This is a genomic window from Mycobacterium sp. IDUB_28 (assembly GCF_055419285.1).
Genome location: NZ_JBVAXK010000007.1, coordinates 25,372 through 49,891 on the forward strand (window position 1 = coordinate 25,372; position 24,520 = coordinate 49,891).

22 protein-coding genes are annotated in these 24,520 nt (G+C 65.8%); 10 read left to right on the forward strand and 12 right to left on the reverse strand.

Annotation, left to right across the window (positions count from 1 at the left end; genetic code table 11):
* The 9 genes from ACZYZ9_RS15815 (at position 1) to ACZYZ9_RS15855 (ending at position 11,195) form a co-directional block, all read left to right on the forward strand.
* Positions 1–1,239, forward strand: coding sequence for a cytochrome P450 (locus ACZYZ9_RS15815; RefSeq protein ID WP_463827217.1), 1,239 nt, complete (start codon positions 1–3; stop codon positions 1,237–1,239).
* A gap of 29 nt (positions 1,240–1,268) precedes the next feature.
* Positions 1,269–2,426 carry an amidohydrolase family protein gene (locus tag ACZYZ9_RS15820; protein ID WP_463827218.1) on the forward strand — a complete coding sequence of 386 codons (1,158 nt, stop codon included), beginning with the start codon at positions 1,269–1,271 and terminating at the stop codon, positions 2,424–2,426.
* Positions 2,423–3,655, forward strand: a complete 1,233-nt coding sequence (locus tag ACZYZ9_RS15825; RefSeq protein WP_463827219.1) for a M24 family metallopeptidase — start codon at positions 2,423–2,425, stop codon at positions 3,653–3,655. The genes ACZYZ9_RS15820 and ACZYZ9_RS15825 overlap by 4 nt, the downstream gene beginning before the upstream one ends.
* On the forward strand, positions 3,645–4,763 hold the full coding sequence (locus ACZYZ9_RS15830) for a M24 family metallopeptidase (RefSeq protein ID WP_463827220.1): 1,119 nt from the start codon (positions 3,645–3,647) through the stop codon (positions 4,761–4,763). Before ACZYZ9_RS15825 ends, ACZYZ9_RS15830 begins: the two co-directional genes overlap by 11 nt.
* Before the next feature lie 2 nt (positions 4,764–4,765).
* A complete protein-coding gene (locus ACZYZ9_RS15835) occupies positions 4,766–5,734 on the forward strand; it encodes an enoyl-CoA hydratase/isomerase family protein (protein ID WP_463827221.1) in 969 nt (322 codons plus the stop codon).
* Positions 5,734–8,106 carry a CaiB/BaiF CoA-transferase family protein gene (locus tag ACZYZ9_RS15840; RefSeq protein ID WP_463827222.1) on the forward strand — a complete coding sequence of 791 codons (2,373 nt, stop codon included), beginning with the start codon at positions 5,734–5,736 and terminating at the stop codon, positions 8,104–8,106. The genes ACZYZ9_RS15835 and ACZYZ9_RS15840 overlap by 1 nt, the downstream gene beginning before the upstream one ends.
* 16 nt (positions 8,107–8,122) lie before the next feature.
* Complete coding sequence (locus ACZYZ9_RS15845; RefSeq protein ID WP_463827223.1) at positions 8,123–8,929, forward strand: SDR family NAD(P)-dependent oxidoreductase; 807 nt, start codon at positions 8,123–8,125, stop codon at positions 8,927–8,929.
* Positions 8,930–9,063: 134 nt separating this feature from the next.
* A complete protein-coding gene (locus ACZYZ9_RS15850) occupies positions 9,064–10,092 on the forward strand; it encodes an NAD-dependent epimerase/dehydratase family protein (RefSeq protein ID WP_463827224.1) in 1,029 nt (342 codons plus the stop codon).
* 20 nt (positions 10,093–10,112) lie between these two features.
* Positions 10,113–11,195: a hypothetical protein gene (locus tag ACZYZ9_RS15855; protein ID WP_463827493.1), complete on the forward strand. Its 1,083-nt coding sequence runs from the start codon at positions 10,113–10,115 to the stop codon at positions 11,193–11,195.
* On the opposite strand, the gene ACZYZ9_RS15860 is transcribed toward ACZYZ9_RS15855, so the two are convergent.
* From ACZYZ9_RS15860 to ACZYZ9_RS15895, 8 genes are all read right to left on the reverse strand, one after another.
* Positions 11,153–12,367, reverse strand: coding sequence for a peptidoglycan DD-metalloendopeptidase family protein (locus ACZYZ9_RS15860; protein ID WP_463827225.1), 1,215 nt, complete (start codon positions 12,365–12,367; stop codon positions 11,153–11,155). The genes ACZYZ9_RS15855 and ACZYZ9_RS15860 overlap by 43 nt on opposite strands.
* Positions 12,368–12,392: 25 nt before the next feature.
* Positions 12,393–13,313 carry a class I SAM-dependent methyltransferase gene (locus ACZYZ9_RS15865; RefSeq protein WP_463827226.1) on the reverse strand — a complete coding sequence of 307 codons (921 nt, stop codon included), beginning with the start codon at positions 13,311–13,313 and terminating at the stop codon, positions 12,393–12,395.
* A gap of 84 nt (positions 13,314–13,397) precedes the next feature.
* On the reverse strand, positions 13,398–14,300 hold the full coding sequence (locus tag ACZYZ9_RS15870) for a class I SAM-dependent methyltransferase (RefSeq protein WP_463827227.1): 903 nt from the start codon (positions 14,298–14,300) through the stop codon (positions 13,398–13,400).
* A 9-nt stretch (positions 14,301–14,309) separates the two neighbouring features.
* The gene (locus ACZYZ9_RS15875; RefSeq protein WP_463827228.1) at positions 14,310–15,737 is read right to left on the reverse strand and encodes a serine hydrolase domain-containing protein; all 1,428 of its coding nucleotides are present in this window, start codon (positions 15,735–15,737) and stop codon (positions 14,310–14,312) included.
* A gap of 22 nt (positions 15,738–15,759) precedes the next feature.
* The gene (locus ACZYZ9_RS15880) at positions 15,760–16,590 is read right to left on the reverse strand and encodes an SDR family NAD(P)-dependent oxidoreductase (RefSeq protein ID WP_463827229.1); all 831 of its coding nucleotides are present in this window, start codon (positions 16,588–16,590) and stop codon (positions 15,760–15,762) included.
* Between the two features lie 10 nt (positions 16,591–16,600).
* Entirely contained in the window at positions 16,601–17,440 is an 840-nt protein-coding gene (locus tag ACZYZ9_RS15885) for a mycofactocin-coupled SDR family oxidoreductase (protein ID WP_463827230.1), read from the reverse strand.
* Positions 17,441–17,465: 25 nt separating this feature from the next.
* Entirely contained in the window at positions 17,466–18,668 is a 1,203-nt protein-coding gene (locus ACZYZ9_RS15890) for a cytochrome P450 (protein ID WP_463827231.1), read from the reverse strand.
* Positions 18,669–18,893: 225 nt separating this feature from the next.
* Positions 18,894–19,547: a TetR/AcrR family transcriptional regulator gene (locus tag ACZYZ9_RS15895; RefSeq protein ID WP_463827232.1), complete on the reverse strand. Its 654-nt coding sequence runs from the start codon at positions 19,545–19,547 to the stop codon at positions 18,894–18,896.
* Positions 19,548–19,758: 211 nt separating this feature from the next.
* On the opposite strand from ACZYZ9_RS15895, the gene ACZYZ9_RS15900 reads away from it, so the two are divergent.
* Entirely contained in the window at positions 19,759–20,934 is a 1,176-nt protein-coding gene (locus ACZYZ9_RS15900) for an acyl-CoA dehydrogenase family protein (RefSeq protein ID WP_463827233.1), read from the forward strand.
* 18 nt (positions 20,935–20,952) lie between these two features.
* Here the strand turns inward: ACZYZ9_RS15900 and ACZYZ9_RS15905 are convergent, their stop codons facing one another.
* From ACZYZ9_RS15905 to ACZYZ9_RS15920, 4 genes are read right to left on the reverse strand one after another with little or no spacing between them, the layout of a single operon-like run.
* Positions 20,953–21,705 carry an acyl-CoA dehydrogenase family protein gene (locus ACZYZ9_RS15905; protein WP_463827494.1) on the reverse strand — a complete coding sequence of 251 codons (753 nt, stop codon included), beginning with the start codon at positions 21,703–21,705 and terminating at the stop codon, positions 20,953–20,955.
* Positions 21,706–21,758: 53 nt separating this feature from the next.
* The gene (locus tag ACZYZ9_RS15910; protein ID WP_463827234.1) at positions 21,759–22,862 is read right to left on the reverse strand and encodes an acyl-CoA dehydrogenase family protein; all 1,104 of its coding nucleotides are present in this window, start codon (positions 22,860–22,862) and stop codon (positions 21,759–21,761) included.
* Positions 22,859–23,278, reverse strand: coding sequence for a nuclear transport factor 2 family protein (locus ACZYZ9_RS15915; RefSeq protein ID WP_463827235.1), 420 nt, complete (start codon positions 23,276–23,278; stop codon positions 22,859–22,861). The genes ACZYZ9_RS15910 and ACZYZ9_RS15915 overlap by 4 nt, the downstream gene beginning before the upstream one ends.
* A complete protein-coding gene (locus tag ACZYZ9_RS15920; RefSeq protein WP_463827236.1) occupies positions 23,262–24,518 on the reverse strand; it encodes a metal-dependent hydrolase family protein in 1,257 nt (418 codons plus the stop codon). The genes ACZYZ9_RS15915 and ACZYZ9_RS15920 overlap by 17 nt, the downstream gene beginning before the upstream one ends.
* Positions 24,519–24,520 lie beyond the last annotated feature (2 nt).

The following is a 24,520-nucleotide window of genomic DNA, read 5'->3' on the forward strand; positions in this document are numbered from 1 at the left end:
GTGTCCGACACACTCACAGACACCACCACCGACACCGACATCCCCGAATATCCGATGGTCCGGGCAGCTGGGTGCCCGTTCGCGCCGCCCCCGGACGTGATGGCGCTGGCCGCTGCCAAACCGCTTTCCCGGGTACGGATCTGGGACGGCAGCACCCCCTGGTTGATCACCGGCTATGAGCAGTGCCGGGAGCTCTTCTCGGATTCGCGGGTCAGCGTCGACGACCGGATTCCTGGCTTCCCGCACTGGAACGAACGCATGCTGTCCACAGTGCACAAGCGGCCGCGATCAGTCTTCACCTCCGACGGCGAAGAGCACACCCGATTCCGGCGAATGTTGTCCAAGCCCTTCACCTTCCGGCGCGTAGAGGGTCTTCGCACGGCGATTCAACAGATCACCGACGACCACATCGACAAGATGCTCGCGGGCCCGCAGCCGGCCGACCTCGTCGCCGCCATCGCGCTTCCCATCCCGTCGCTGGTGATCAGCCAACTGCTGGGGGTGCCCTACGAGGACGCCGAGATGTTCCAGGAGCACGCCAATGTCGGCCTCGCTCGCTACGCGACCAGCGAGGACACCGTCAAGGGCGCGATGAGCCTGTACAAATACCTGTCCACATTGGTCGAGACCAAGATGGAAAACCCCGCTGAGGACGCGGTTTCCGACCTGGCCGAGCGAGTCAAGGCCGGTGAACTCAGCCTCAAGGAGGCCACCCAGTTGGCCAGCGGCCTGCTGATGGCCGGGCACGAGACCACCGCCAACATGATCGGGATCGGCGTCCTTGCGCTGCTGCAGAATCCCGACCAGCTGCCGGCCATCCGGGATGCCGACGACCCCAAGATCGTCGCCAATGCGGTGGAGGAACTGCTGCGCTACCTCAGCATCATCCAGAACGGTCAGCGCCGCGTCGCCGTGGAGGACATTGCCATCGCCGGTGAGGTCATTCGCGCGGGCGAGGGGATCATCATCGATCTGGCCCCGGCGAACTGGGATGGAAAAGCGTTCACCGACCCCGACCGCCTGTACCTACACCGCTCGAACGCGGACCGCAATGTGGCCTTCGGTTACGGCCGGCACCAGTGCGTCGGTCAACAGCTGGCACGCGCGGAGCTGCAGATCGTGTTCCGCACTCTGTTCCAGCGGATTCCCACCATGACGCTGGCCGTCCCGTTCGAGGAGATCCCGTTCAAGCACGACCGGCTCACCTACGGCGTCCACGAACTACCGATCAGCTGGTAAGCCCTTTCACAGCCCGAGAGAGGTCAATGATGACAAGCACGCTCTATCCCCCGAAAGGCTTTGGCGCACCGAAAGATCGCAAAGGCCACGCCCTCGGCAGCAATGTCGGTCTGCCCGCCGGTACGGAGGTGTTCTCCGCCGACAACCACATCTCGCTGGCCGCGGACATCTTCTACGAGCGCTTCCCGGAAGACCTCAAGGACAAGGCACCCCGGATCTGGTACGAGGACGGTGCGTATCAGGTCGGTCGCAAGGGCCAGTCGTTCCTGCCCGGCGACTTCAGTGCCGTGCTCATGCAGTACGACGACCTGCCCGGGGCCGCCAGCACCAACATCGACGCGCGCATTCAGGAATTACGCGAAGACGGTGTCGACAAGGAACTCGCCTTCCCCAACGCCGTGCTGGCGCTGTTCCACTACCCGGACAAGAAGCTGCGCGAAATCACCTTCCGCATCTACAACGAGTACATCGCGGAGTTGCAGGAGCGCTCCAACGGGCATTTCTACGGTGCCGGACTGATTAACTGGTGGGACCCGGAGGGCACTCGCCGGACGCTAGGCGAGTTGAAGTCGTTGGGGCTCAAGACATTTCTGCTGCCGCTGAACCCGGGCAAGGACGACGACGGAAACATCATCGACTACGGCAGTACCGCCATGAAGCCGGTGTGGGACGAAATCGAGGCCGCTGGGCTTCCGGTCACACATCACATCGGGGAGACTCCGCCGAAAACGCCGTGCCAGTTCAACAGCGTCGTCGTCGGCATGATGATCAACATCGACGGCTTTCGCGAGCAGTTCGCGAAGTACCTTTTTACCGGAATTCTGGACGATCACCCCGGGCTGCGGATCGGCTGGTTCGAAGGCGGAATCGCCTGGGTGCCGTGGGCTTTGCAGGATGCCGAGCACCTGGTGGCCTCCTACCAGCACATGTTCAACCGGCCGCTGGAGCACGACGTGCGCTACTACTGGGACACCCACATGAGCGCCTCGTTCATGGTCGATCCGCTGGGTCTGGAATTGATCGACCGGATCGGTGTCGACAAGGTCATGTGGTCCAGCGACTACCCGCACAACGAAAGTACCTACGGGTACTCGGAGAAGTCGCTGGCGGCCGTCGTCGAGGCGGTCGGGCCGGAGCAGGCCGCCCGGGTGGTCAGCGGCAACATCAGCGAATTCCTGGGCTTGTGAGCACAGTCACCGAAACCATTGGCGGGCTGGCGATCCCGGAGACTCCCGACCTGACCCGGCTGCGGCGCGAGACGGGCGCGCGGTTGCGCACCGCGATGGCCGATCGCGGCGTCGATGCCTTGGTGTTGCTCGGCAACAACGCCGTCGTCTACGCCACCGGAACGAGTTGGCCGCTGGGTGATGCCGGGCTGTCTTATGTCGAGCGGCCGGTGGCCGTGGTGCTCGCCGACGACCCGTGGCCGCACCTGTTCCTGCCCTTCCGCGAAGGCGCCGTGCAGGAGTCGGACCTGCCCACCGACCATCTGCATGGTCCGGTGTACCTCGAATTCGACGAGGGGGTGGCAGATTTCGCCCGGCAGCTCGCGGAACTGGTCCCGACCGGGTCGACCGTCGCGGTCGACGAACTCACCGGTGCCATGTCGCGCGCACGGAAGTCGTTGTTTCCCCACGGTGCTCCCGTCGACGCGGCCGCGGTGGTCAGTGCCGCCAAGGTGGTCAAGACCGTCGACGAACTCGCCTGCATCCGCACCGCGGTCCGGATCACCGACGAGGCGATGGTCGAAGTGCAGCAGGCACTTGCCCCCGGCATCCGTCAGATCGACCTGTCGGGCCGCTTCCTGCGCCGGGCCTTCGAACTGGGTGCGATGGCCAGCATGCTGGAACCGATCTGGCAGGTGATGCCGCGCAGCAAGGCCGAGGGTGTGTGGACCACCCACGGCGACCTCGCGCTGCCGTTGCTCAGTACCGAGCGCGAACTCGGCAAAGGCGACGTGTTGTGGACCGACGTCAGCATCACCTACCAGGGCTACTGTTCGGACTTCGGACGGACCTGGATCGTCGGGCAGGATCCGTCGCCGCGGCAGCAGGCGCAGTTCGACAAGTGGCGGCACATCATGGACGCGGTGCTGGACGTGGCCCGCGCCGGCGTCACCGCCGCTGACCTGGGCCGGGCGGCCATCGAAGCCAATGGCGGTGCCCGGCCGTGGCTGCCGCACTTCTATCTGGGTCACGGCATCGGCGTCAACGCGGCCGAAATGCCGATGATAGGAACGGATCTCGGCAACGAGTTCGACGAGAACTTCGTGCTGCAGTCCGGCATGGTGCTGGTGGTCGAACCGGTGGTGTGGGAAGACGGCACCGGCGGTTACCGCAGCGAGGAGGTCCTGGTGATCACCGAGGAAGGCTCGACGAGGTTGACCAACTACCCTTACCGCCCCTATGGCGACTGAGGTTCTGGCCGACGACAGGGCACTGCGCCTGGGTCGTCGGGAACGCGCGCTGGCCCAGATGGCCGAACACGACCTGGACGTGCTGGTGCTGGGCCGGCAGGCCAATGTCCGCTACGTCACCGGCGCACCACAGCTCTGGGTGGCGGGAACCCGCCCGTTCGGGCCCACCTGTGTGCTGGTGCGTGCTACCGGCGCGATCCACCTGCTCAGCACGTGGGACGAAGGGGTGCCCGACGACATCCCGCACGAGAACCTGTACGGCATCTCGTGGAATCCGGTGAACACCATCGCCGCGCTGCGGCGCATCGAGGGTGCCGACACCGCTCGCCGGGTCGGAACCGACGCGCTCTCACCGGTTTTCGGGCAGTTGCTGCCCACCGCCTTCCCGAATGCTGAACTGGTGGACGGCGAACTGGCCATGCGTGCTGCCCGCCGGATCAAGACCGACGATGAAATCGCCGCCCTGCGTGAATCGGTCGCGGTGGCCGAGGCGGCGCTGGCCGTCGCGGTGGCCGAACTGCGGCCCGGGGTGACCGAGCAGACCCTGGCCGGGGTGCTGCTGGAGGCGCTGGCCGCCGGCGGAGTCAGCACCCCGTCGAATCAGGATGTGGCGTGGGTGACGTCGCGGGAGCATCCCTGGCGGCGGGCCGGCAACCCCGGTGGGGTGCAGCCCGGCGACCTCGTAGCGCTGTCGGCCGGTGTGGTGGCCGGTGGCTACATCGGCGAGGTGGGCCGCACCTGGCCGGTGGGAACGGTTGCCGGTGCGCGGGCGATATTCGCGCGTTGGGATCGCCTGTGGGGCAAATTGGTAGCGGCGTGCAGCCCGGGCAACGGAGCCGGTGAGCTGTTGGCGGCCTACCAGGCCGCAGGGGAGCCGGCACCGCCGATGCCGGTGGCCCGCGGACTGGGGATGGGTTTCGACCCGCCTGTCGTCTCCGCTCGCTTACCCGGCACGGCGGACGGTGAGCGACTGGAGCCGGGGATGGTCCTTGCGGTCACCGGTTACGTCTGGGAACCGGGCGTCGGCGCGGTCTTCGGACGCGAGGCGGTGCTGATCACCCGTGACGGTCCCGAAGTGCTGACTGCCAGTCCGGCCTGGCACGGCTGAGCATGGGGGCCAAGGCGGACAAGCTGATCCGATATGACAAGGACGCCAAGACCCGCATCGCCACCATCACCTTCGACCGGCCGGAGTATCTGAACGCGCCCACCATCGCGGCCCGGCGGCGCTACGCCGCCCTGTTGCACCGGGCCGGCATCGACGACGACGTCAAGGTCGTGGTGATTCGCGGCGAAGGGCCCGACCTCGGCTCCGGCGCAGATCTCGTGGAGTTCATCCGAGCCAAGGACGCGGTCGAGCCCGAGCCGCTGCTCGCCGAATTCGGGATCGCCGCAGGGGAAGTCAGTTATCCACCGAAAGGCTCGTTTCGCCACGGTGCCTCCATCGGAGCGTGGTATGCGAATCCGAACTCAGGGATACGTGGCTTGCAGGACTTCAAGAAGATCAGCATCGTGGAGGCCAAGGGGTACTGCTACGGCTGGCACTTCTATCAGGCCGCCGACGCCGACTTGGTGATCGCCAGCGACGACGCTCTGTTCGGGCACCCGTCCTTCCGCTATTACGGCTGGGGACCGCGCATGTGGTGGTGGGCGCAGACCATGGGCATCCGCAAATTTCAGGAAATGGTCTATACCGGACGTGCTTTCACCGCCGCGGAGATGTACGACTGCAACTTCCTGAACAGCGTGGTGCCCCGGGCGGATCTTGAGGCCGAAGTGGCGAAGTACGCGCTGGCGTGTGCCCGAAACCGGCCGACCGACACGGTTTTCATGCAGAAGACATTCTTCGAGATCATGAAACAGTTCCAGGGTGAATACCTGGGCAGCGTGCTCAGTGGCTTCTTCGAATCCGCCGGCGGTGCCGCACAGGCCGACCCGGGTGGTTTCGCACTGGCCGGGGCGATCGACGAAGGCCTGGGGGGCGCGGTCAAGGACAACGACGACAAGTTCCCCCCGGACTGGCGGTTGAGCAAGAAGGCACGCGCCGGCAAGGGCAATGGTCGAAAGAAGAAGCGCTAGTGGTCGAATCGCCGTTGACCGGTCTGCTGGTGATCGACCTGTCCAGCGGGATCGCGGGCGCCTACTGCACGAAGTTGCTGGCCGATGGCGGTGCCGACGTCGTCAAGGTCGAACCCCCCGACGGTGATCCGCTGCGTTCCTGGTCGGCCTCGGGCGCGCCGGTCCAGGGCGACGGCGCCTTGTTCAGCTTTCTGGCCGGCTCCAAGCACAGCGTCGTGGTGGATCCTGACGCCGACCTGGACCTGCTCGATCGGCTGCTGGCCGCGGCCGACGCGGTGATCTGGTCGCCCGGGTCCGCGGTGGCCGAAGTGGTTGCTCCAGAAGAGATCCGGTCGCGGTTTCCGCATCTCGTCGTCACCGCCATCACCCCGTTCGGACTGCACGGCCCCTGGCGAGACCGTGCGGCGACCGAGTTCACGCTGCAGGCCTGGTCTGGCGGGATCATCGGGCTGGGCCGCGGGGTGGCCGACCGCGCCCCGGTTTACGTCGGCGGCCAGGTGGGGGAGTATCTGGCCGGCGCCTACGCCAGCGCCGCCACCCTGACCGCGCGGTACCGCGGGGTTGGTGAGCTCATTGACATGTCGATGCTGGAGACCCAGATCCTCTGTCTCACTTACTATCCGGTGTCCTTCTTCGAGATGCTGGGGCGGCCGTGGCGGGATGCCCGCCGGCCCACCGTCCCTGGCGTGGCGGCCGCTCAGGATGGGCTGGTCGACCTCGGATGCGGCACCGCCCAACAGTGGTTCGACCTGTGTGCGATGGTCGGCCACGACGAGTGGATCGACGAGAACTCTTCGCTGTCCATCACCGAGCAGGCCAACATCCACGCCGACGAGATCTACGCGTGGGTACGCAGCCATCCGGTGGACGAGATTCGCGAACTGGCCACCGCCTTCCGGATACCGAACGCACCAGTGGCCAACGGCGCCAACATCGCAACGCTGGACCACTTCGTCGAGCGTGGCTCATTCATGTCCAACCCGCGTGACGGATTCGCCCAACCGGGCCATCCGTATCGGATGCATCCGGCGCGCTTGCGGCCGCCCGGGCCCGCTCCGCGACTGGGCGAACACACTGAGCAGTGGCGCTCCATCGACCCGCCCACGCGCCCGGTGCCGGCAGCCCGTGCCGAAGGGTTGCCACTCAGCGGCATACGGGTCCTCGACATGACGACGTTCTGGGCGGGCCCGTCCTGCACACACTTTCTGGCGATGCTGGGCGCCGAGGTGATCCACGTGGAATCCACCCGGCGTCCCGACGGCACCCGGCTGATCGCCGGAATCCCGGCCACCGTGGATCGGTGGTGGGAGAAGTCGCCGATCTTCGCGGCGCTGAACACCAACAAGAAGGGCGTGACCCTGGACCTGCAGAGTCCACGAGGGCGGGACCTGCTGCGGCAGCTGATCGCCACCTGCGATGTGGTCGCGGAGAACTTCACCCCCCGGGTGCTCGACCAGATCGGCTTGGATTTCGCTGCGGTGCAGGCTCTTCAGCCGGACGCGGTGATGCTGCGGATGCCCGGTTTCGGCTTGGACGGTCCGTGGCGGGACAACCCGGCCTTCGCCTACGTCATCGAGTCGGCGTCGGGGGTGAGCTGGCTGACCGGCTACGCCGACCGCACCCCGTTCGAGCCGTACTCGGTCGGTGACCCCAACGCCGGCGTGCACGCCCTCAACGCGCTGCTGCTGGCGTTGGAACACCGCCGCCGCACCGGGCAGGGCGTGCTGGTCGAGGCGGCGATGGTGGACGCCGCAATCAACATCGCCGCCGAGCAGTTGATCGAGTACTCCGCCTACGGCGCCCTGCTGGAAAGAGCCGGCAACCATGGGCCGACCGCCGCGCCGCAGAACCTGTACCGCACCAACGAGATCGATGAGTTCGGACGGCTGGACAGCTGGGTCGCGGTCGCGGTGGCTACCGACGAACACTGGCGCTGCTTGCAGACTGCACTCGGATCACCAACGTGGGCAATGGATCCGCGGTTGGACACCATCGCCGGCCGACGCGAACACGTAGACCTGATCGACGAACGGCTGTCCGCGTGGTGCGGGCAACGGACCGGTGACGAGATCGTCGGGATGCTCTGGGACGCCGGGGTTCCGGTGGCCAAGGTGATGCAACCGCACCGGCAGACCGAACTGCCCCAGCTGGCCGCCCGCGGCTTCTTCGAAGTCGTCGATCATCCGGTGCACGGCTCGGCTAGGCTCAGCACCGTGCCCATGCGGTTGTCCGACGGCCCCGACCGATTCCACACCCGGCCCGCACCGTTGCTGGGGCAGCACAACCACGAGGTGCTCACCGATCTGGGGTTGACCGCGGCGCAGATCGCCGAACTGGAGGCCGACGGTGTGATCGGCCGGGCACCAGCATGATTCGCAGGCGGTAACGGTGGCTATCGACCCGTCCAACATCCTGCTGACCGACCGCGTCGCAGTTGTCACCGGCGGCGGAGCGGGCATCGGCCGCGGTATCGCCGCCGGTCTGGTGTCCTTCGGCGCCAAGGTGGCCATCTGGGAACACAACCCGGACAGCTGTGCGCAAGCCGCGGAATCTATTGGTGCCCTGGGCATCACGGCCGACGTACGAGACGGCGGTCAGGTCGACGCCGCCCTGCAGCGCACTGCAGCCGAGCTGGGCACGCCGACGATCCTGGTGAACAATGCCGGTGGAGTGTTCTCCTCACCGCTGCTGGATACCACCGAAAACGGCTGGGACGCGCTGTATCGGGCGAACCTCCGGCATGTGTTGCTGTGCACGCAACGGGTGGCCCGGCTGATGGTGTCCGCCGGGCTGGCCGGCAGCATCATAGCGGTCACCTCTATCGAGGGGGTGCGCGCCGCACCAGGCTATGCGGCCTACGCCGCCGCCAAGGCCGGCGTGATCAACTACACCAGGACCGCCGCATTGGAACTGGCGTCGCACCGCATCCGGGTCAACGCCATCGCACCCGACATCACGCTCACCGAGGGCCTGGCGCAGCTCGGCGGGGCCGATGCGATAGCCGCGATCGGCAACGTCGTTCCGTTGGGTCGTCCCGGTCACGTCGACGAGATCGCCGGCACCGCAGTTTTTCTCGCATCTGACCTGGCGAGCTACATCACCGGACAGACCATCCATGTCGACGGCGGCACGCATGCGTCCAGTGGTTGGCACCGCAACCCGGAAACCGGCGACTACCAGCTCGGCCCACGTTAGTTCCTGAGCAGCGTCGACGCGGGCCGCACGGCGGGCATATTTGTCTCATCTTCGAGTGGGACGAAATGCCCTGACTTCGGCGGCGGCATCTATTAGGCTCGTGTGACACAGCTAACAGGTGAGGAATGAGTCGGATGGAAATACTTGTCACCGGGGGCGCAGGCTTCCAGGGCAGTCATCTGTCGGAGTCACTACTCGACCACGGGCACTGGGTGACTGTCCTGAATACGTCATCGAAGAGCGCGAGGCGAAATACCGCTGATTTTCGTTCGCACGAGCGAGCCGCTTTTATTTCGGGGTCGGTGACCGACGGGGAAATGGTCCATCGCGCGGTTCGCGATCATCACGTCGTATTCCATCTGGCCGCCAACATCAATGTCGACCAGTCGCTCGGTGATCCGGAGAGCTTCCTCGAAACCAACGTGATGGGTACCTACCGCGTACTCGAGGCGGTTCGGCGCTACAAGAACCGGTTGATCTACGTCTCGACCTGCGAAGTATATGGAGACGGGCACAATCTGCAGGAAGGTGAGCTTCTTGACGAGAGCGCAGAACTGAAACCGAACAGCCCCTACGGCGCCTCGAAGGCGGCGGCCGATCGGTTGTGTTACTCCTACTACCGCTCCTACGGTCTGGACGTCACCATCGTCCGACCATTCAATATCTTCGGGGTGCGCCAGAAAACCGGGCGATTCGGTGCTCTTATTCCGCGCCTCGTCCGGCAGGCGGTCAACGGCGAAAATCTGACGATCTTCGGCGACGGTTCGGCGACTCGCGACTATTTGTACGTGAGCGATATCGTCAATGCCTACAACCTCGTCCTGCAGAACACCACACTTCGTGGACGGGCTATCAACTTCGCAAGTGGCAAAGACACCAGAGTCAAGGACATCGTCGAATACATAGCCGGGAAGTTCGGCGCCGAGATCACCCGCCACGACGCGCGTCCGGGCGAAGTCGCACGTTTCCCGGCCAACATCGACCTCGCCAATAGCATCGGATTCCGGCCCGAAGTCGACATTTGGGACGGCATCGACCGCTATATCCAATGGGCGAAGGACCAACCCCGCTACTCCTACGAACAAGACGGCTGCAGCGGCGTCCTGACCCCCGCCGCCGGCCCTACCAGCAACGGATCTTCGGAGGCGAGGAACCTGAAGTGAATGGTCCGGCTGAGACGTCGATGCGTGCGGGCGGGCTCGACGGGGAATCATTGACGTCGCTGCGCGCGAAGGTCGACGCGTGGAGTGCCCACGACGCGCTGGCGCAGTTGGTTGCGATGTTCGGTGGAGTAGTGCCGCGGCACGACGATCTGGCAACCCGGTTGGCCTTCCTGGACGAGTTCAGCGAGGTATGGGATTACCGGGGACGGGCGAGGGCACATTCGAGCGGCCGGCGAGTGCAGTGCCAAGACGCCGACGGTGGGGCACGGTGGATGATCCCCCCGCTGGAAATGCCGGACGAGCAACTCGCGACGATAACGAGGCTGGCCCAGCGGCTGGGCCTCACACATGAATCGCGTCCCGCTGCAGACACATTCGACTACATGTTGGTGATCGGCACCGGGCGCTACTCGAACATGCTCCGAGCCAGGTGGGCGCGGGAACTCGCCGGCGAGAATCGCGTCGCCCATATCGTGCTTGCCGCCGCCTCCCGGCGGCTGTTGTCGACCGAACAGGACGCGGTCGCGTCCTGCGCCCCAGGCGCGCGTACCGAATTCGACCTGCTGGCCACCGCGGCGGCCGCCGCGTTCGGGATGGATACCTCCGAAGTGGTTCGGCGCGCGCGGCAGCTGGTCGACGACCCGCATCGGGGGCAGTTGGTGTGGCACTTCGGCGAAGACACCAACGATCTCGGGCTGCCCATCACACTGATCGAGGCGCCGTCGCCGGAGCCGAACAACCGCCGCGCCACTTCTGCGGATACGTTTACCTTCACCGCACGGACATTGGCCATGCAGCGGTCGAGTTGTCTGTTTGCGACTGGTCAGCCGTTCGTCCCCTATCAGCACTTCGACGCGCTGCGAACGCTGACCCTGCCGTTCGAAATCCGGATCGAGACAGCGGGCTTCGGCATCGACCGGTACGAGGGACTGCACGAGATGGACCTACAGCATCCCGCCAAACTGCTACAGGAGGTTCGTTCCACAATCCGGGCGGGCCGAAGCCTGGTGGAACGGATCGACGCCTACCGGACGAGCAGCCGCGCCGAGGTCGCCCACAATCATCCGTCGGCGGTGATCGTGCACGGTGTGGCCGGCGGGTAGCTGCCCGATACCGCGCGCAGCCGGCCCGGCGGCGGCCAGGGCCGCAGCCCCATGTTGCCCAAGAAGCGCAGCGGATTGACGTGCGCACCGCCGATCCGCGTCTCGAAGTGCAGGTAACCGTCCCGGTCGTCGGCGCCGAGGCAGCCGATCGGGGTACCCGCACGTATCCGGTCGCCGACTGCGGGTCGGCTGTTATCGCCGGGCCGAAACGTATAGCGGATCTCGGTATCGCTGTCAGCGATGGCCACCGAGTAGAGACCATTGATTTCGGTTGCGCGGCAGACAATTCCAGATATAACAGCGTAGACCGGGCTGCCGGGGTCAGCGGCGAAATCGACACCGGGATGGAAACCGTCCGCCCGGGGTCCGTAGCCGCGGCCGATCGCGCGCGGCTCCGCCTCGACCGGCAACCGGACACCCGGCTCGGCCCGGTCGAAGTCGCCGCGCACCCGCCGTCGGTAATCGGCCTTCAGTAGGTCGAGTTCGTCGAGTGCGTAGCCGAACAGCAGCGAGCGATCGTAGGCCACACCGAAGTTGTGCCGGAAATCCGGATCGAGCCGCATGTAGTGTTGGACTCTCGAAATCCGCTCCGCCAACGTCGACCAGCCGTTGTGGGTCAACCGGATTCCGTCGAGCTGCCCGATGCGACCGTGGTCGGTGATGTTGGCCGGCCAGTGTGAATTGTGCATGAGCTTGGGTCCCGCATACAGGCCGGGGCGCCACCGCCAGAACGGCCCGCGCAGTGCCTCGGCGGTGCCCATCACCGGCACCATGTCCGGGTACTCCGGATCATCCCAGCGGGAGGCCATCGGGCACATCAACGCCGTAACGTCATCGGGGGTGTGCGCCAGCACGTCACGGATGTCGATGTCGATCTGGAAAACCCAGTCGGCGTCGACCATCACCATCCAGTCCGGACGGCAGAAGTCGGCCATCCGGTAGAGCAACTCCAGCCCGGTGGACTCGGGGATCAACCAGGGCGTCGGAGGTAGATCTGGCCGTGCGCGAACAACATTGGTGACTTTGGGGTGGCTCGCCAGGATCGCCGCGGTGTCGTCGGTGCTGCGGTCGTCGATCGCGTAGATGTCGTCACAGAACGTGGCCAGCGAGTCCAAGGTGCCGGCCAAGGTCTTTCCGGCATTGTGGGCACGCGTCACTCCCAGAACCCGCATCATGGACTCCGCCGGATGGCGGCGATCACGCGAGCACCGATGTGTAGTAGCTGGGCTTGTCGGAAGGCGGGACGTAACTGCCATCCATCGCGGGCAGGTCGTGATCGGCCCGCAGCTGCGCGGCCGTGGTGCCCACTGATGTCCACCCGTAGTTCGCCAGGTACTCGGAAACGTCTCTGCGGACACCGGAATAGTTCAGCGACCAGATGTCCAGATCAAATCCGTGGTCGCGCCAGGTGCGAGTCGCAGCACGGATGATCTGTTCGACCCGTGCCGAGTCCAGGTCCGACGACCCGACGTAGTTCTCCACCGCCATCCGGCTGGCCGGTGCGCTGAATCGAGTGACGTTGTCCAGCAGTCGATCCTGGGCTTCCGGGGGCAGATAACCGAACAGGCCTTCGGCGATCCAGGCGGTCGGCAGCGCCGGCTGGAATCCGGCCCCCAGCAACGCGGCCGGCCAGTCGTGACGCAAGTCGGCCGGCACCATCCGCAGGTTCGCCGTCGGTTCAGCACCCAGCTGCGCCAGGGTTTCGGCCTTGAACTGCAGTACATCCGGCTGATCGATCTCATACACCGTCATGCCCGGCGGCCACGGCAGTCGGTAGCCGCGCGAGTCGAGCCCGGAGGCCAGGATCACCGCCTGCCGAAGCCCGGCGGCTGTCGCGTCGGCGAAGAACTGATCGAAGTAGCGGGTGCGGATCACCAACTCGGTGGTCATCCGCTGTAGGCCCCAGGCGGCTTCGGGCTCATCGACGTCGGACGCACACAGTTCCCCGGTGGCCCATCGGGTCAGGAATTCGATGCCCACCGCACGGACCAGCGGCTCGGCGAACCGGTCCTCGATCAGTGCGGCACTCGTAGCCCGCGCCCGGCCCGCGGCCACCAGCGTCGCGGTCGCGCCGACATGGCTGGCCAGGTCCCAGTTGTCGTCGTCTGTACGCGTCACCATCCTCCTTCGGGCCAGCGCATCAAGAATCGCACACGAAATGGTCGTAGTGCGTGAAACTGATTTTCCATCGCGCGCAGTCGATCATCGACCGGTCAGGTCACCGCTGATGAAGACGGTGTCGTCGTCGGCAGCGGGTGCAGCAAGGCCGCTGCGCCGGAACAGTTCGGCCAGCGGGATGCCTTCGAGGCGCCAGCCCTTGGCGCCCAGGTAGTCCAGAACATGGTTGCGCCGGCCCGTGTAGACCAGGGAGGCCAAGTCGATGTCGACACCGTGACTGCGAAACGGGTCAGATATGGTCCGCGCCTGCTCGGCGTCGAAATCCGCTATGCCGGTGACGAATTCGGTGGCGATTCTGCTGCCGGTGGCGCTGAGTTCGGTGATGTGGTCGAAGAGCCGGTCCTGCGCCTGCGGCTTCAGATAGATCAGCAGGCCCTCGGCCAGCCACGCCGTCGGTGCTGCCGGGTCAAGGCCGGCGGCCTGCACAGCCGTCGGCCAATCTCCGCGCAAGTCGACGGACACCGGGCACCGAATTGCGGTGGGCTTGGCTCCGAGTTCGGCCAAGGTCCTCGTCTTGAACTCCATCACCTGGGGGAGGTCGATCTCGTAGACCACGGTCCCGGCCGGCCACGGCAACCGGTAGGCCCGAGCATCCAACCCGGACGCGAGGATCGCCACCTGTCGAATTCCGCTGTCGGTGGCATTGCGGACGTAGTCGTCAAAGTATCTGGTGCGGACCGCATTTCCATCGACCATCGCCTGCGCCACGGCCGGTGAAACGGCCGCGATCGTGGACATGTCGACTTCGCCGTCCATCATCTTGGTGAACAGATCCAGTCCTACCGCGCGGACCAGGGGTTCGGCGAACGGGTCGTCGATCAACCCGCGCGGATCCTTGGTGGCCATTGCCCGCCCGGCAGCGACGATGGTCGCGGTGACACCGACACCGGACGCCAGATCCCAGGTGTCATCGTCGGCGCGGGACATCAGCTCAGCCTAGTGTCGCTGACGCCGGAACAGGCGCCCGTGTTGGCTGCACAACCAGACGATGTCGCCGTCTGGTCCGCGGACGAAGTTGGATCGACTGCCGGTGGGCTGCTGGTCGGGTCCGAGGTCGAGCCCATAGTCCGGCCGGTAGAAAGCGAGTCCCAACTCGACGCTGTGCTGGCCCTCCGGGTCGGCGTCGCCGGCGCCCAAGGTGCCGGCGAGCTTGCCGTCCTGCACCCTTAGGTCGATGACCGTTTGTTCGCGGCTGCCGTCCTGAGAGACCTGCTCGGCGACGTACCGACCCGCGTAGGGTGCCAGGTCGGCTGCGTCCAGGCGGCGCGGTATGGCGGGCAGGTTGGTGACGCCGGCGAATCGGTGCAGTGCCCAGTCGCGGGCGAAGAGGTCGTTGATCAGATGAAATCCGCCATCGGAGTTGGTGAGCACCGTCATGGCGAAGTCGCGATCGGGCACCATGATAAATCCGGAGCGCTGACCCTTCCAGGTGCCGCCGTGTTCGACGATGGTCACACCCTGCGCGGAGGGCCGCAGCATCCAGGTCACGCCCATGCCGGTCAGCTCGACCCAGAGCGTCCCGCCCGCACCGGGATGGGAGCGCATCGCCTCCAGTGATTGTCGGCTCAGGACCCGCTCTCCATTGGGCGCCCGGCCATCGCCGAGGTGAAACTGTGCGTAGCACAGAAGATCTCGCGCGGTGGACATCAACCCCCCGGTCGGGTGACAACTGCGTGGGAATGCCCAGAATCCGGTGTCGACAACGGGTTTGCCGTTTATGACACCGTGGGGTGCCGCCACATTCAGACCGATGATCTGGTCGGAGAAGTAGCGGCTGCGGGTCAGCTGCAGAGGTTCGAGCAGCAGTTGCTGCACGGCGGTCTCGTAGTTGGTGCCGGTGACAAGCTCGACGATCCGCCCCGCGACCACTAGTCCTGAGTTGTTGTACGCGAACGCCGTTCCCAACGCAGTCAGCTGAGGTAGCCGTGCCATCGCTCGGACGTAGCGGGCCACCGCGTCCTCACCGCGCCCGAAGTCCTGCCCGTTGCGGCCATCCCATCCTGAGGTGTGATTGAGCAAGTGCCGCACGGTCACCGCGGCGCTCACCGACGGGTCGGCAACCGCAAAGTCGGGGATGTAACGGCGGACCGGCGAATCCAGATCGACCATGCCCCGTTCGGCCAGCTGCATCACCACCGTTCCGGTGAAAGTCTTCGTAGTAGAGCCGATTCGAAATAGGGTGTCACCGTCCACGGGCAATGGATAGTCGACATTGGTTACCCCATAACCCTTTACGTATTCCTGGCCGTCCGCCCAGACGGCGACCGCCACGCCCGGAATCGCATAGGCTTTCATGCCCGACTCGATCCTGGCATCGAGTTCGTCGAACGCCGCACCGAGGTCGGTGCCGGTGACTTCCTGCATGGCTGCGACGATTTCGCGCGCGCTAGTGGCGCCAGCCCTCGGCGGCCTGCTCGTCGAAGGTACGGTCAATGCGCTCGAAGCGGCGCCGGATGGAGGCGCGGGCCGCCTCATGCGGGATCACATACAGACGGTTGGCCAGGATCGCATCGGCGGTCAGTCGGGCCAGCTCTGCCACCCCGAGGGTGCCATCCTGCTCGGGCAGCCCGGCCACCGTCCCGTCGGGTGTGGACACCAGACCGTAGTCCGCACCGCGGATGCGTTCGGAGTTGGACGCCAACTTGGTCTCGATCACCATCGGACACAGCACCGACACCCCGATGCCGTTGCCCTTGACCTCACGGGCCAGCGTCTCGGCCAGACCGACCACCCCGTACTTGGCCACCCCGTAGGCGCCGAGCCCCGCATTGGGGACCAATCCGGCGAAGGAGGCGGTGAACGCGATGTGACCGCCGGTGCCCTGCTCCAGCAACCGCGGCAGAAAGGCTTCGACCGCGTGGATCGAACCCCACAGGTCGATGTCGATCACCCAGCGCCAGTCCTCGTGGGTCATCTCGGCGATCGGGCCCGCCACCACGATGCCGGCATTGCTGAACAGCACGTCGACCTGCCCGAGCAGCCGGAAGGACTCCTCGGCGAGGTGCTGCATCTCCTCCAGATGACGGACATCGCACAGCACGCCGTGCGCGTCGACACCGTCGCCGCGCAGTTGATTGACGGCATGTTCCAAACCCGGTCCGTCGACGTCGGCAAGCACCAATCGCGCACCGCGTCGGGCCAACTCGGTGGCGGTGGCCAGCCCTATTCCGCTGGCCCCGCCGGTGATGACCGCCCCGCGCCCGTCGAAACTCTCCATAGGGCGAACCCTATTTGAGGCAGCTCCCCGCGTCGACGGGCAGGGTGACACCAGTGACGTAGCGGGACTCATCCGAAGCGAAGAACAGCACCGCGTTGCTGATGTCCTCCGCGTCCACCCACGGCACGGGCAGCGTGTGGAACATCTGACAGATCGGGGCCATGTCGTCGGGGCCCGGGTTCTCCAGGTCGGGGCGGAACAATTTCCAGGTGCCCTCGTTCATGATCATGCCGGTGCTCACGTGCGTGGGATGTACCGAGTTGACCCGAATCATGTGGTGTCCCAACTCAACTGCGAACGAACGCATGATGCCCACGACACCGTGCTTGGCCGCGACGTAGTTACCGCAGTGCGGATACGCCTTCAACCCGCCGACCGAGCTGGTCAGGATGATCGAGCCACCCTTCTTGCCGGCAATCAGATGCGGCACACCGGCTTTCACCGTTTTCCATACGCCGGACAGGTTCACGTCGATCATTTCCTGCCAGTCATGTTCGCTGCACTGGTCCAAGGTGTCTCCGCCGTTGCCGATGCCGGCGTTGGCGACGATGATGTCCAACCGGCCCAGCTGCTCGACGCCGGCGTCCACTGCGGCCTTGAGCCCCTCGTAGTCCCGCACGTCGACTTCGGCCGTGAAGATCCGCCGGTTGAGGCCTTTGACCAGATCGGCGGTCTCGGCCAGATCCTCTGGCGTGGCCGCCGGGATCGGGCTGGTCTCCACCACCCGCTTGCAGACGTCGATGGCGATGATGTCGGCGCCCTCCTGCGCCAACCGCACCGCGTGGCTACGGCCCTGACCCAGCGCAGCCCCGGTGACGAAGGCGACCTTGCCCTCTACCCGTCCAGTCATGACTTACCCCTTTTCTGCGTCGTCGTCAGCCGAGCACGGCCGGCATGGATTCCCAACCCCGAACCGTCGACGTCGGGGAAAGCGTGGCTGCGGAGAGATCGACCTCCCAATCCGGGAAGCGCTTCAAGATTTCCTCGAGCGCGATGCGGCCCTCGAGCCGCGCGAGCGCTGAGCCGAGACAATAATGGGTGCCGACACTGAACGTGAGGTGCTGGCGCGTTTCTCGGCGGATGTCGAAAACGTCTCCGTCGGGCGGGAATTGGCGGTGGTCACGATTTGCCGCGCCGATCAGCATCATCATGACGCTGCCTTCGGGCACCTTCTGGCCGTAGTACTCCACGTCGCGGGTCACATAGCGCGCCACATGCGGCGCCGGCGGTTCGAAGCGCAGCAGCTCCTCGATAGCCGCCGGTATCAACGCCGGATTCTCGACCAGCGCACGCCGTTGTTCCGGATGCTCGGACAACACCTTGCCGGCCCAGCCGATCAACCGGGTGGTGGTCTCGTTGCCGGCACCCGACACCACGGTGATGTAGGTGAGCAGTTCGTCGCGGCGCATCCGGCGCACGGTGCCGGTCTCGTCCTCGAACTCCGCGTTGAGCAGTTCGGTGGTGAGGTCGTCGGAGGGATGCGCGGCACGCCAGTCGATGTACTGACTGAAGAACTCGCCGCTGAGCATGGCTTCGGCAGAGAACTCCATCGGCTTGCCGGCCTCGGTGCGCATCTGTGCGTTGGCGAAGTCGCGGGCGGCTTCCTGTTCTTCTTCCGGAACCCCCAGCAGCATGCCGATCACCCGCATCGGCATCTGCGCGCCCAGGTCGGCGACGAAGTCGAATCGACCCGTACCGACCAGCGGATCCAAACTGCGCGCGCAGAATTCACGGATCTTGGGTTCCAGGGCGTTGATCTTGCGCGGCGTGAACATGCGGGACAACAACTTGCGGTGGATGTCGTGGATCGGCGGATCCTCGAAAATGAGGACGCCCGGCGGCATCTCGATGTTGGCGCGGATGAGCTCGAGAATGGCGCCGCGCGCGGAGCTGAAGGTCTGATAGTCGACGATCGCGTCATCGACGTCGGCGAACCGGCTGAGTGCGTAGAAGTCGTGCTGCTCGTTGTAGTAGAGCGGCGCCTCTTCGCGCAGGCGCCGGAACATCGGATAGGGGTCGGCGTTGAGCCCGACGTCGTACGGATCGAAGTAGACATCGTTGGGAGCGCTGACTGTCACAGGTAACTGCCCTCTCGCCGGAACCGCGCCCCGTTGGCCGGGAGAGCGCGATCGTGCCGCCTGGAAAACTCTGTCACCACCCACCAACGAGTGTCAACGCGGAATTCGTTTCGGCTATTTACCGTTCTTACTATCAGAGAACAACATTCTCGTCCATTTAGCAATGTGCGATATTCGCTCATCGGGTAATGGATCAGTGGAAATCGAGGCCGGCGCGGCCGCAACCTATTTGCCGGCGAATCCGCGTGAGCAGAAGTCCCAGACCTCGTCGGACGTGATCGGGTGCAGCGTCTCTTCGTCGGTCCCGCCACTGGACTGCGCGATGAACATCACGGTCTGCATGGTCATCGCGGCGGCCCGCTTCGGGTTGACGTCCGCGCGCAGCTTGCCGGCTTCCGCCGCTGCCTCAGTGAGTTCAGTGAGCAAAGCCAGCAGGGGTGCGTGCGCAACCTTGACCTCAGTCGGGTGGGTCACCAGCAAACGCGGCGCAAAGTCGGTGAACAGCGGCCGCCGCGCAGTCGGGTCGGGGCGAGAGGCCTCGTAGAGCAGCTCCACGGCGACCTTGAGGCGCTCGAGGGCGTCGGTGTGGCTCTCCGTCGCGGCGCGGATCTGGTCGGCCGAGCGGCTCAGGGCGTCCTCGAACAGGGCCAGCAACAGCTCGTGTTTGCCGTCAAACTGCAGGTAGAAACTTCGCAGCGATTGCCGGGAGCGGTCCACGACCTCCTGGACAGTGAAGTCGGTGCTGCCCTTCTCGATGATGATGGCCTGCGCGGCATCCAGAAAACGCTGGACGCGCTGCGCCGCGCGCAGTTTCGCGGTCTTGATTGAGCGTTCGACGGCGCGCTGCTTCCACGCCGGCTCTTCGCTGGGGTTTGTCACGGGCGGCTCGGGGGATTGCCGCGCAGGGAGAACATGGTTGGACTGTACCGGAGAACGCCGCGCCATCGCTGTGCTCAACCTCCCCACGGACGGTGTCTAGGAGATTGTAACTTCCTCACGACGAGAATACTATTCTCTTTGACACGTGTTTGGGAAGCAGATTCCAGAGAATAGAACGCGCGTGCGGTTCCAGAGAGGTGAGTGAAGCGCGGTGCAGCTGAGTTTCGATGCCGATGTCGAGGCATTCCGAGCCGAATTCATCGCGTTTCTCGAACAGCACCTACCTGAGGAGGCCGACGCGTTCGAGCGGCCGCGGTCGTGTTCGCACCTGCCCGACTGGGCGGTCCGGTGGCAGCGACTGTTGTTCGACCACGGCTGGCTGTTGCCCGGCAACCCGCCGGAATTCGGCGGGCGCAACGCCTCGTTGCTGCAGCAGTACGTGTGCGCCGAGGAATTGGCCCGGCGGCGGATCTACCGCAGTTTCAACCCCCAGGGTGTCGGGATCATTGCTGCGTCGTTGCTGTCGTTCGGCAGCGACGAGCAGAAGCGGCGTTGGGCGGTGCCGATCCTGCGGGCTGAGATCACCGCATCACTCGGCATGAGCGAGCCCGGCGCGGGCTCGGACCTGGCGTCGCTGAAGACCAGAGCGGTGCTCGACGGTGACCACTTCGTGGTGAACGGGCAGAAGGTCTGGACCTCCGGCGCCCATGACGCCGATGTGTTGCTGACCTTCGTACGCACCGATCCGGACGCACCAAAGCACAAGGGCGTCAGCGTGTTACTGATCCCGACGGACACCCCGGGAGTGGTGCGCCGGCCGTTCCCGTCGGTGTGCGATCACGACGACATCGAGTTCAACGAGGTGTTCTTCACCGACGCCCGGGTGCCGGCCGAGAATCTGGTGGGCGAACTCAACGGCGGCTGGCGCGTCGCCACCGGCTCACTGGGCCACGAACGGGCGATGCTCTGGATGGACTACGCCAACCTGTTGGACCAGATGACCGTCGACTACACCCCGACCGGGGTGCTGGAACGGGACTGCTACGCGACGCTGGTGATGGATGCCAGGGCGATGCATCTGCTGGGTTCGGCGGCGACTGCCCGGGCGGCGCGCGGCGAGGAGGACGTGCCTGCGCAGTCGGTACTGAAACTGTTGGGTTCAGAAGCCCTGCAACGTGCTTCGGAGGATGCGCTGAACGCTGCCGGCGCCGATGGTCTGGTGCATCCCGCGGTCACCGCGCCGTTTGCGCCGCTGGACCTCGACGCCCACAGCGGAAGCTGGTTCGACCGTTACGCCCGCAGCTTTGCCGGCACCATCGCCGGCGGGACGTCGGAGATTCAGCGCAACATCATCGCCCAGCGGATTCTGGGTCTGCCGCGCAATTAGCTTGCGCCCGTGGGATTGTCACAGCTGCGCCAGGCGCGGCGCCGAGCCTCGTTCGCGCAGGATCGCGCCAGCTTCGCGGGTGAGATCCCGCGAGCTGCCCAGCAATCCGTCGAAGAGCAACGCGCGCTTGATGTGTCGGTGTAATTCGTGCTCAGCGGTGAACCCGATCCCGCCGAGCACCTGCTGACAATGGCGGGCGGCGGTCAACGCCGCCTGGCCGGCAGCGGCTTTGGCCAGCAGACTGGCCAGATCGTCGGGCTGTTCCGTGGCAAGCGTCAAGGTGGCTTCGGCGCCCTCGACGGCGACGAGCGTCTCGGCGAGCCGGTGCCGTATCGCCTGGAAAGAGGCGATGGGACGGCCGAATTGGACGCGGTCCAGCGCATGCCGGCGGGCCAGCGACAGCATCGCCCGCCCGGCGCCGACGAGCCACCAGCCCAGTGCCCGTCGGCCCGCTGCCAGCGCGCCCGCGGACAGCGGATCGCCGGCCGCGGTCCGGTGGATCGGAATCTCGTCGTCCAATGCCGAGCCGGGCTGATCGCCGCGTTCCCAGATCACCCAGGAACCGCCGGAGTACGGCAACGGCACGGTCGCGCCGCCGGTCTGCCCTTCGGCCCGCAGGATGACGTCGTTGAGAACTGCGGCGTGTGCTCCGGTTTCGCCGAGCAATCGGAAGACCAGAGGTATTGCCGCACCAGGGATCTCGTCGAGCATATCGAGCCAGCCCAGGTCAGCCAGTGCGGCGTCGAGACGGGCACCGGAGCATCGGGCCATCGCCGTTTGCAGCGAGTCGGCGATCAGCTGCAGTTCTTCGGGATCGGTCACCGTCACTCCTTGCCGAGATCGAGCAGCCGGCGGGCGATGATGTTGCGTTGGATCTCGGCGGTTCCGCCGTAGATGCTGGCCGCGCGCGAGTACAGGTACTCCGGGCGCCAGGGGGTGTCGTCGAGTTCGAGTCGGCCGGGCAGCAGGTCGTGCACGGTATCGTAGAGCTTCTGCTCGGCACCGGCCAGCAGCACCTTGTCGATCGAGGTGTCCGGACCCAGCCGGGCGCCGGCGGCCAGCCGGTGCTGAGTGGCGCGGGACCGGCAGCGCAGTGTGTGCAGCGCGAGATATGCTGCGCCCAAGGCGGACTCGTCGGGTTCGGTCACGTCGGCGATGAGCTGGTCGAAGCGCGAGTACAGATAGGCGATGCGTTGCCAGAAGCACGTCGAGCGCTCATAGGGCAACAGGTCCATCGCCAGGCGCCAGCCGTCCCCCGGCTTGCCCAGCATGCGGTTGGACGGGATCACGACGTCGTCGTAGTAGACCTCGCAGAACTCGTCGACGCCGTGCATGGTGCGTAGCGGGCGAACGGTGATGCCGGGCGTGTCCATATCGACGAAGAACGCGGTGATCCCGTCATGGCCGGGCGCGGTGCGGGTGAGCACTATGCACCGGGTGGAGTACTGAGCGAAACTGGTCCAGACCTTCTGGCCGTTGACGAGCCAATTCTCCCCGTCCTGGACCGCCCGGGTGGACAGTGACGCCAGATCGCTGCCCGATCCCGGCTCGGAGAAACCCTGACACCACTGTTCACGACCGCTGAGCAGTAATGGCACCATTTCCGCGGCGAGTTCGGTTGTCGCGTAATCGATCATCGTGGGTGCGAGCACTTCGAGCATCGAATAGGGGCCGGGTTCGGCCAGCCGCCGTCCCACTACTTCCTCGCCGACCACCGCACGCAGCAGCGCCGGCCCGCCCAGGCCGCCGACCTCGACCGGCCAGCCGTAGCGCATCCAGCCCGCTTCGTAGAGCGCCTCGCTGACCCGCGCGAACTGGTGCATGTGGCCCTGCAGCGAATGATCGGGCCCGGGCGTCAGGTCATGGGCGTCGAGCCACGCGCACAGGTCGGCGCGAAACTGCTCGACGGTGACGGTGCCCGACGTCACGGCGCCGGACGACCCACGGCGTGCGGACGACCGTGGTCGTGCACCCCGCTGCGCCGAATGAACGTCATGGCACGGGTTTTCAGCCGCCACCCGTCGGCGGTGCGCAGGTAGGTGTCACGGTAGTAGCCGATGCGCATGTCGTGGGCGGAGTGTTCGATGAAGCACAGCGGTTGGGTACCGGTGGCCTCGTCGCCGTCGAGGTCCACCAGCGCGGTCCCGGTCATGAACAGGCCCTTGGGCGCGGCGGCCACCAGCTCCGGAAACCGGTCCAGGGTGTAGGTGTCGCCGAACGCGCTGTAGGTGCCGTCGGGAGTGAACACGCCGATCAGCCCGTCGATGTCGCCCTGAGTGATGGTCACCGCGTAGCGGGCGAGCAACTGCTGGATCTCGACCAGATCGTCAGTTCTGGTTGGCATAAACCTTGCCGCCTTTCATCACAAAGCCCACGTTGCGGGTAACGGTGATGTCGTCCAACGGGTTTCCCGGCACCGCGATGACGTCGGCGAGCATACCCTCGGCCAGCCGGCCCAGTTCAGTGGAGTTGATCAGTTCCGCCGCGGTCACCGTGGCCGCCCGCAGCACCGCCACCGGCGGCAAGCCCCACTCCACCAGGGTGACCAGCTCATCGGCGTTGCGGCCGTGCGGTATTGCCGGCGCGTCGGTGCCGACCGCGATCTTCACCCCGGCCTGGTAGGCGGCCAGAATCGAGGTCTTCGCCTTCGGGAACATCTCGGCGGCCTTGTCCTGTAACTCTTTCGGAGCGTGTGAGACGTCCATCGCGTCGGCGAGCCTGCGGGTGGTCACCAGGAACCGATCGTTGTCGACCAGCATCTGAATCGCCTCGTCGTCCATCAGAAAGCCGTGTTCGATGCAGTCGATACCACATGCCACCGCATGCTTGACCGCTTCGGCTCCGTGCGTGTGCGCTGCGACGCGCAACCCCCGCCGGTGTGCCTCGTCGACGATCGCGCGCAGTTCCTCATCTGAATAGTGTTGTGCGCCAGCTTCACCGGTCAACGACATCACGCCACCGGAAACACACACCTTGATCAGCTGGGCGCCGTGTTTGATCTGGTAGCGCACCGCTTTGCGGATCTCGTCGACCCCGTTGGCGATGCCCTCTTCGACGGTGAGCTCGAGTGCGCCCGGCATGAATGCGGCGAACATGGTCGGATCCAGGTGACCGCCGGTGGGGGTGATGGCATGCCCGGCAGGCACAATGCGCGGTCCGTCGATCCAGCCGGCGTCGATCGCCTTGCCCAGCGCGACGTCGAGCAGGTAACCACCGGTCTTGACGAACAGCCCGAGGTTGCGCACGGTGGTGAACCCGGCACGCAGGGTGCGGCGGGCGTTGCCGACCGCGCGCAGCACGCGGGTCGGCGGGTCGTCCTGCACCTGGGACAGTCCCGGCTTCTCGCCGCGCCCGCCCATCAGCAGATTGACCTCCATGTCCATCAATCCGGGCAACAGGATCTGGTGGCCCAGGTCGATGACCTCAGAGTCCGAGCCTGTGACATCGCCGCCGACACCGACGATGCGGTCGCCGTCGATCCGCAGGATGCCGGGCGAGACGATCTCCCCGGCATCGACGTCGAGCAGTCCCGCCGCTTTGAGCGTGAACTGCGATGAGCCGCGTGCGCGAAGAGCGTCAGGCACCG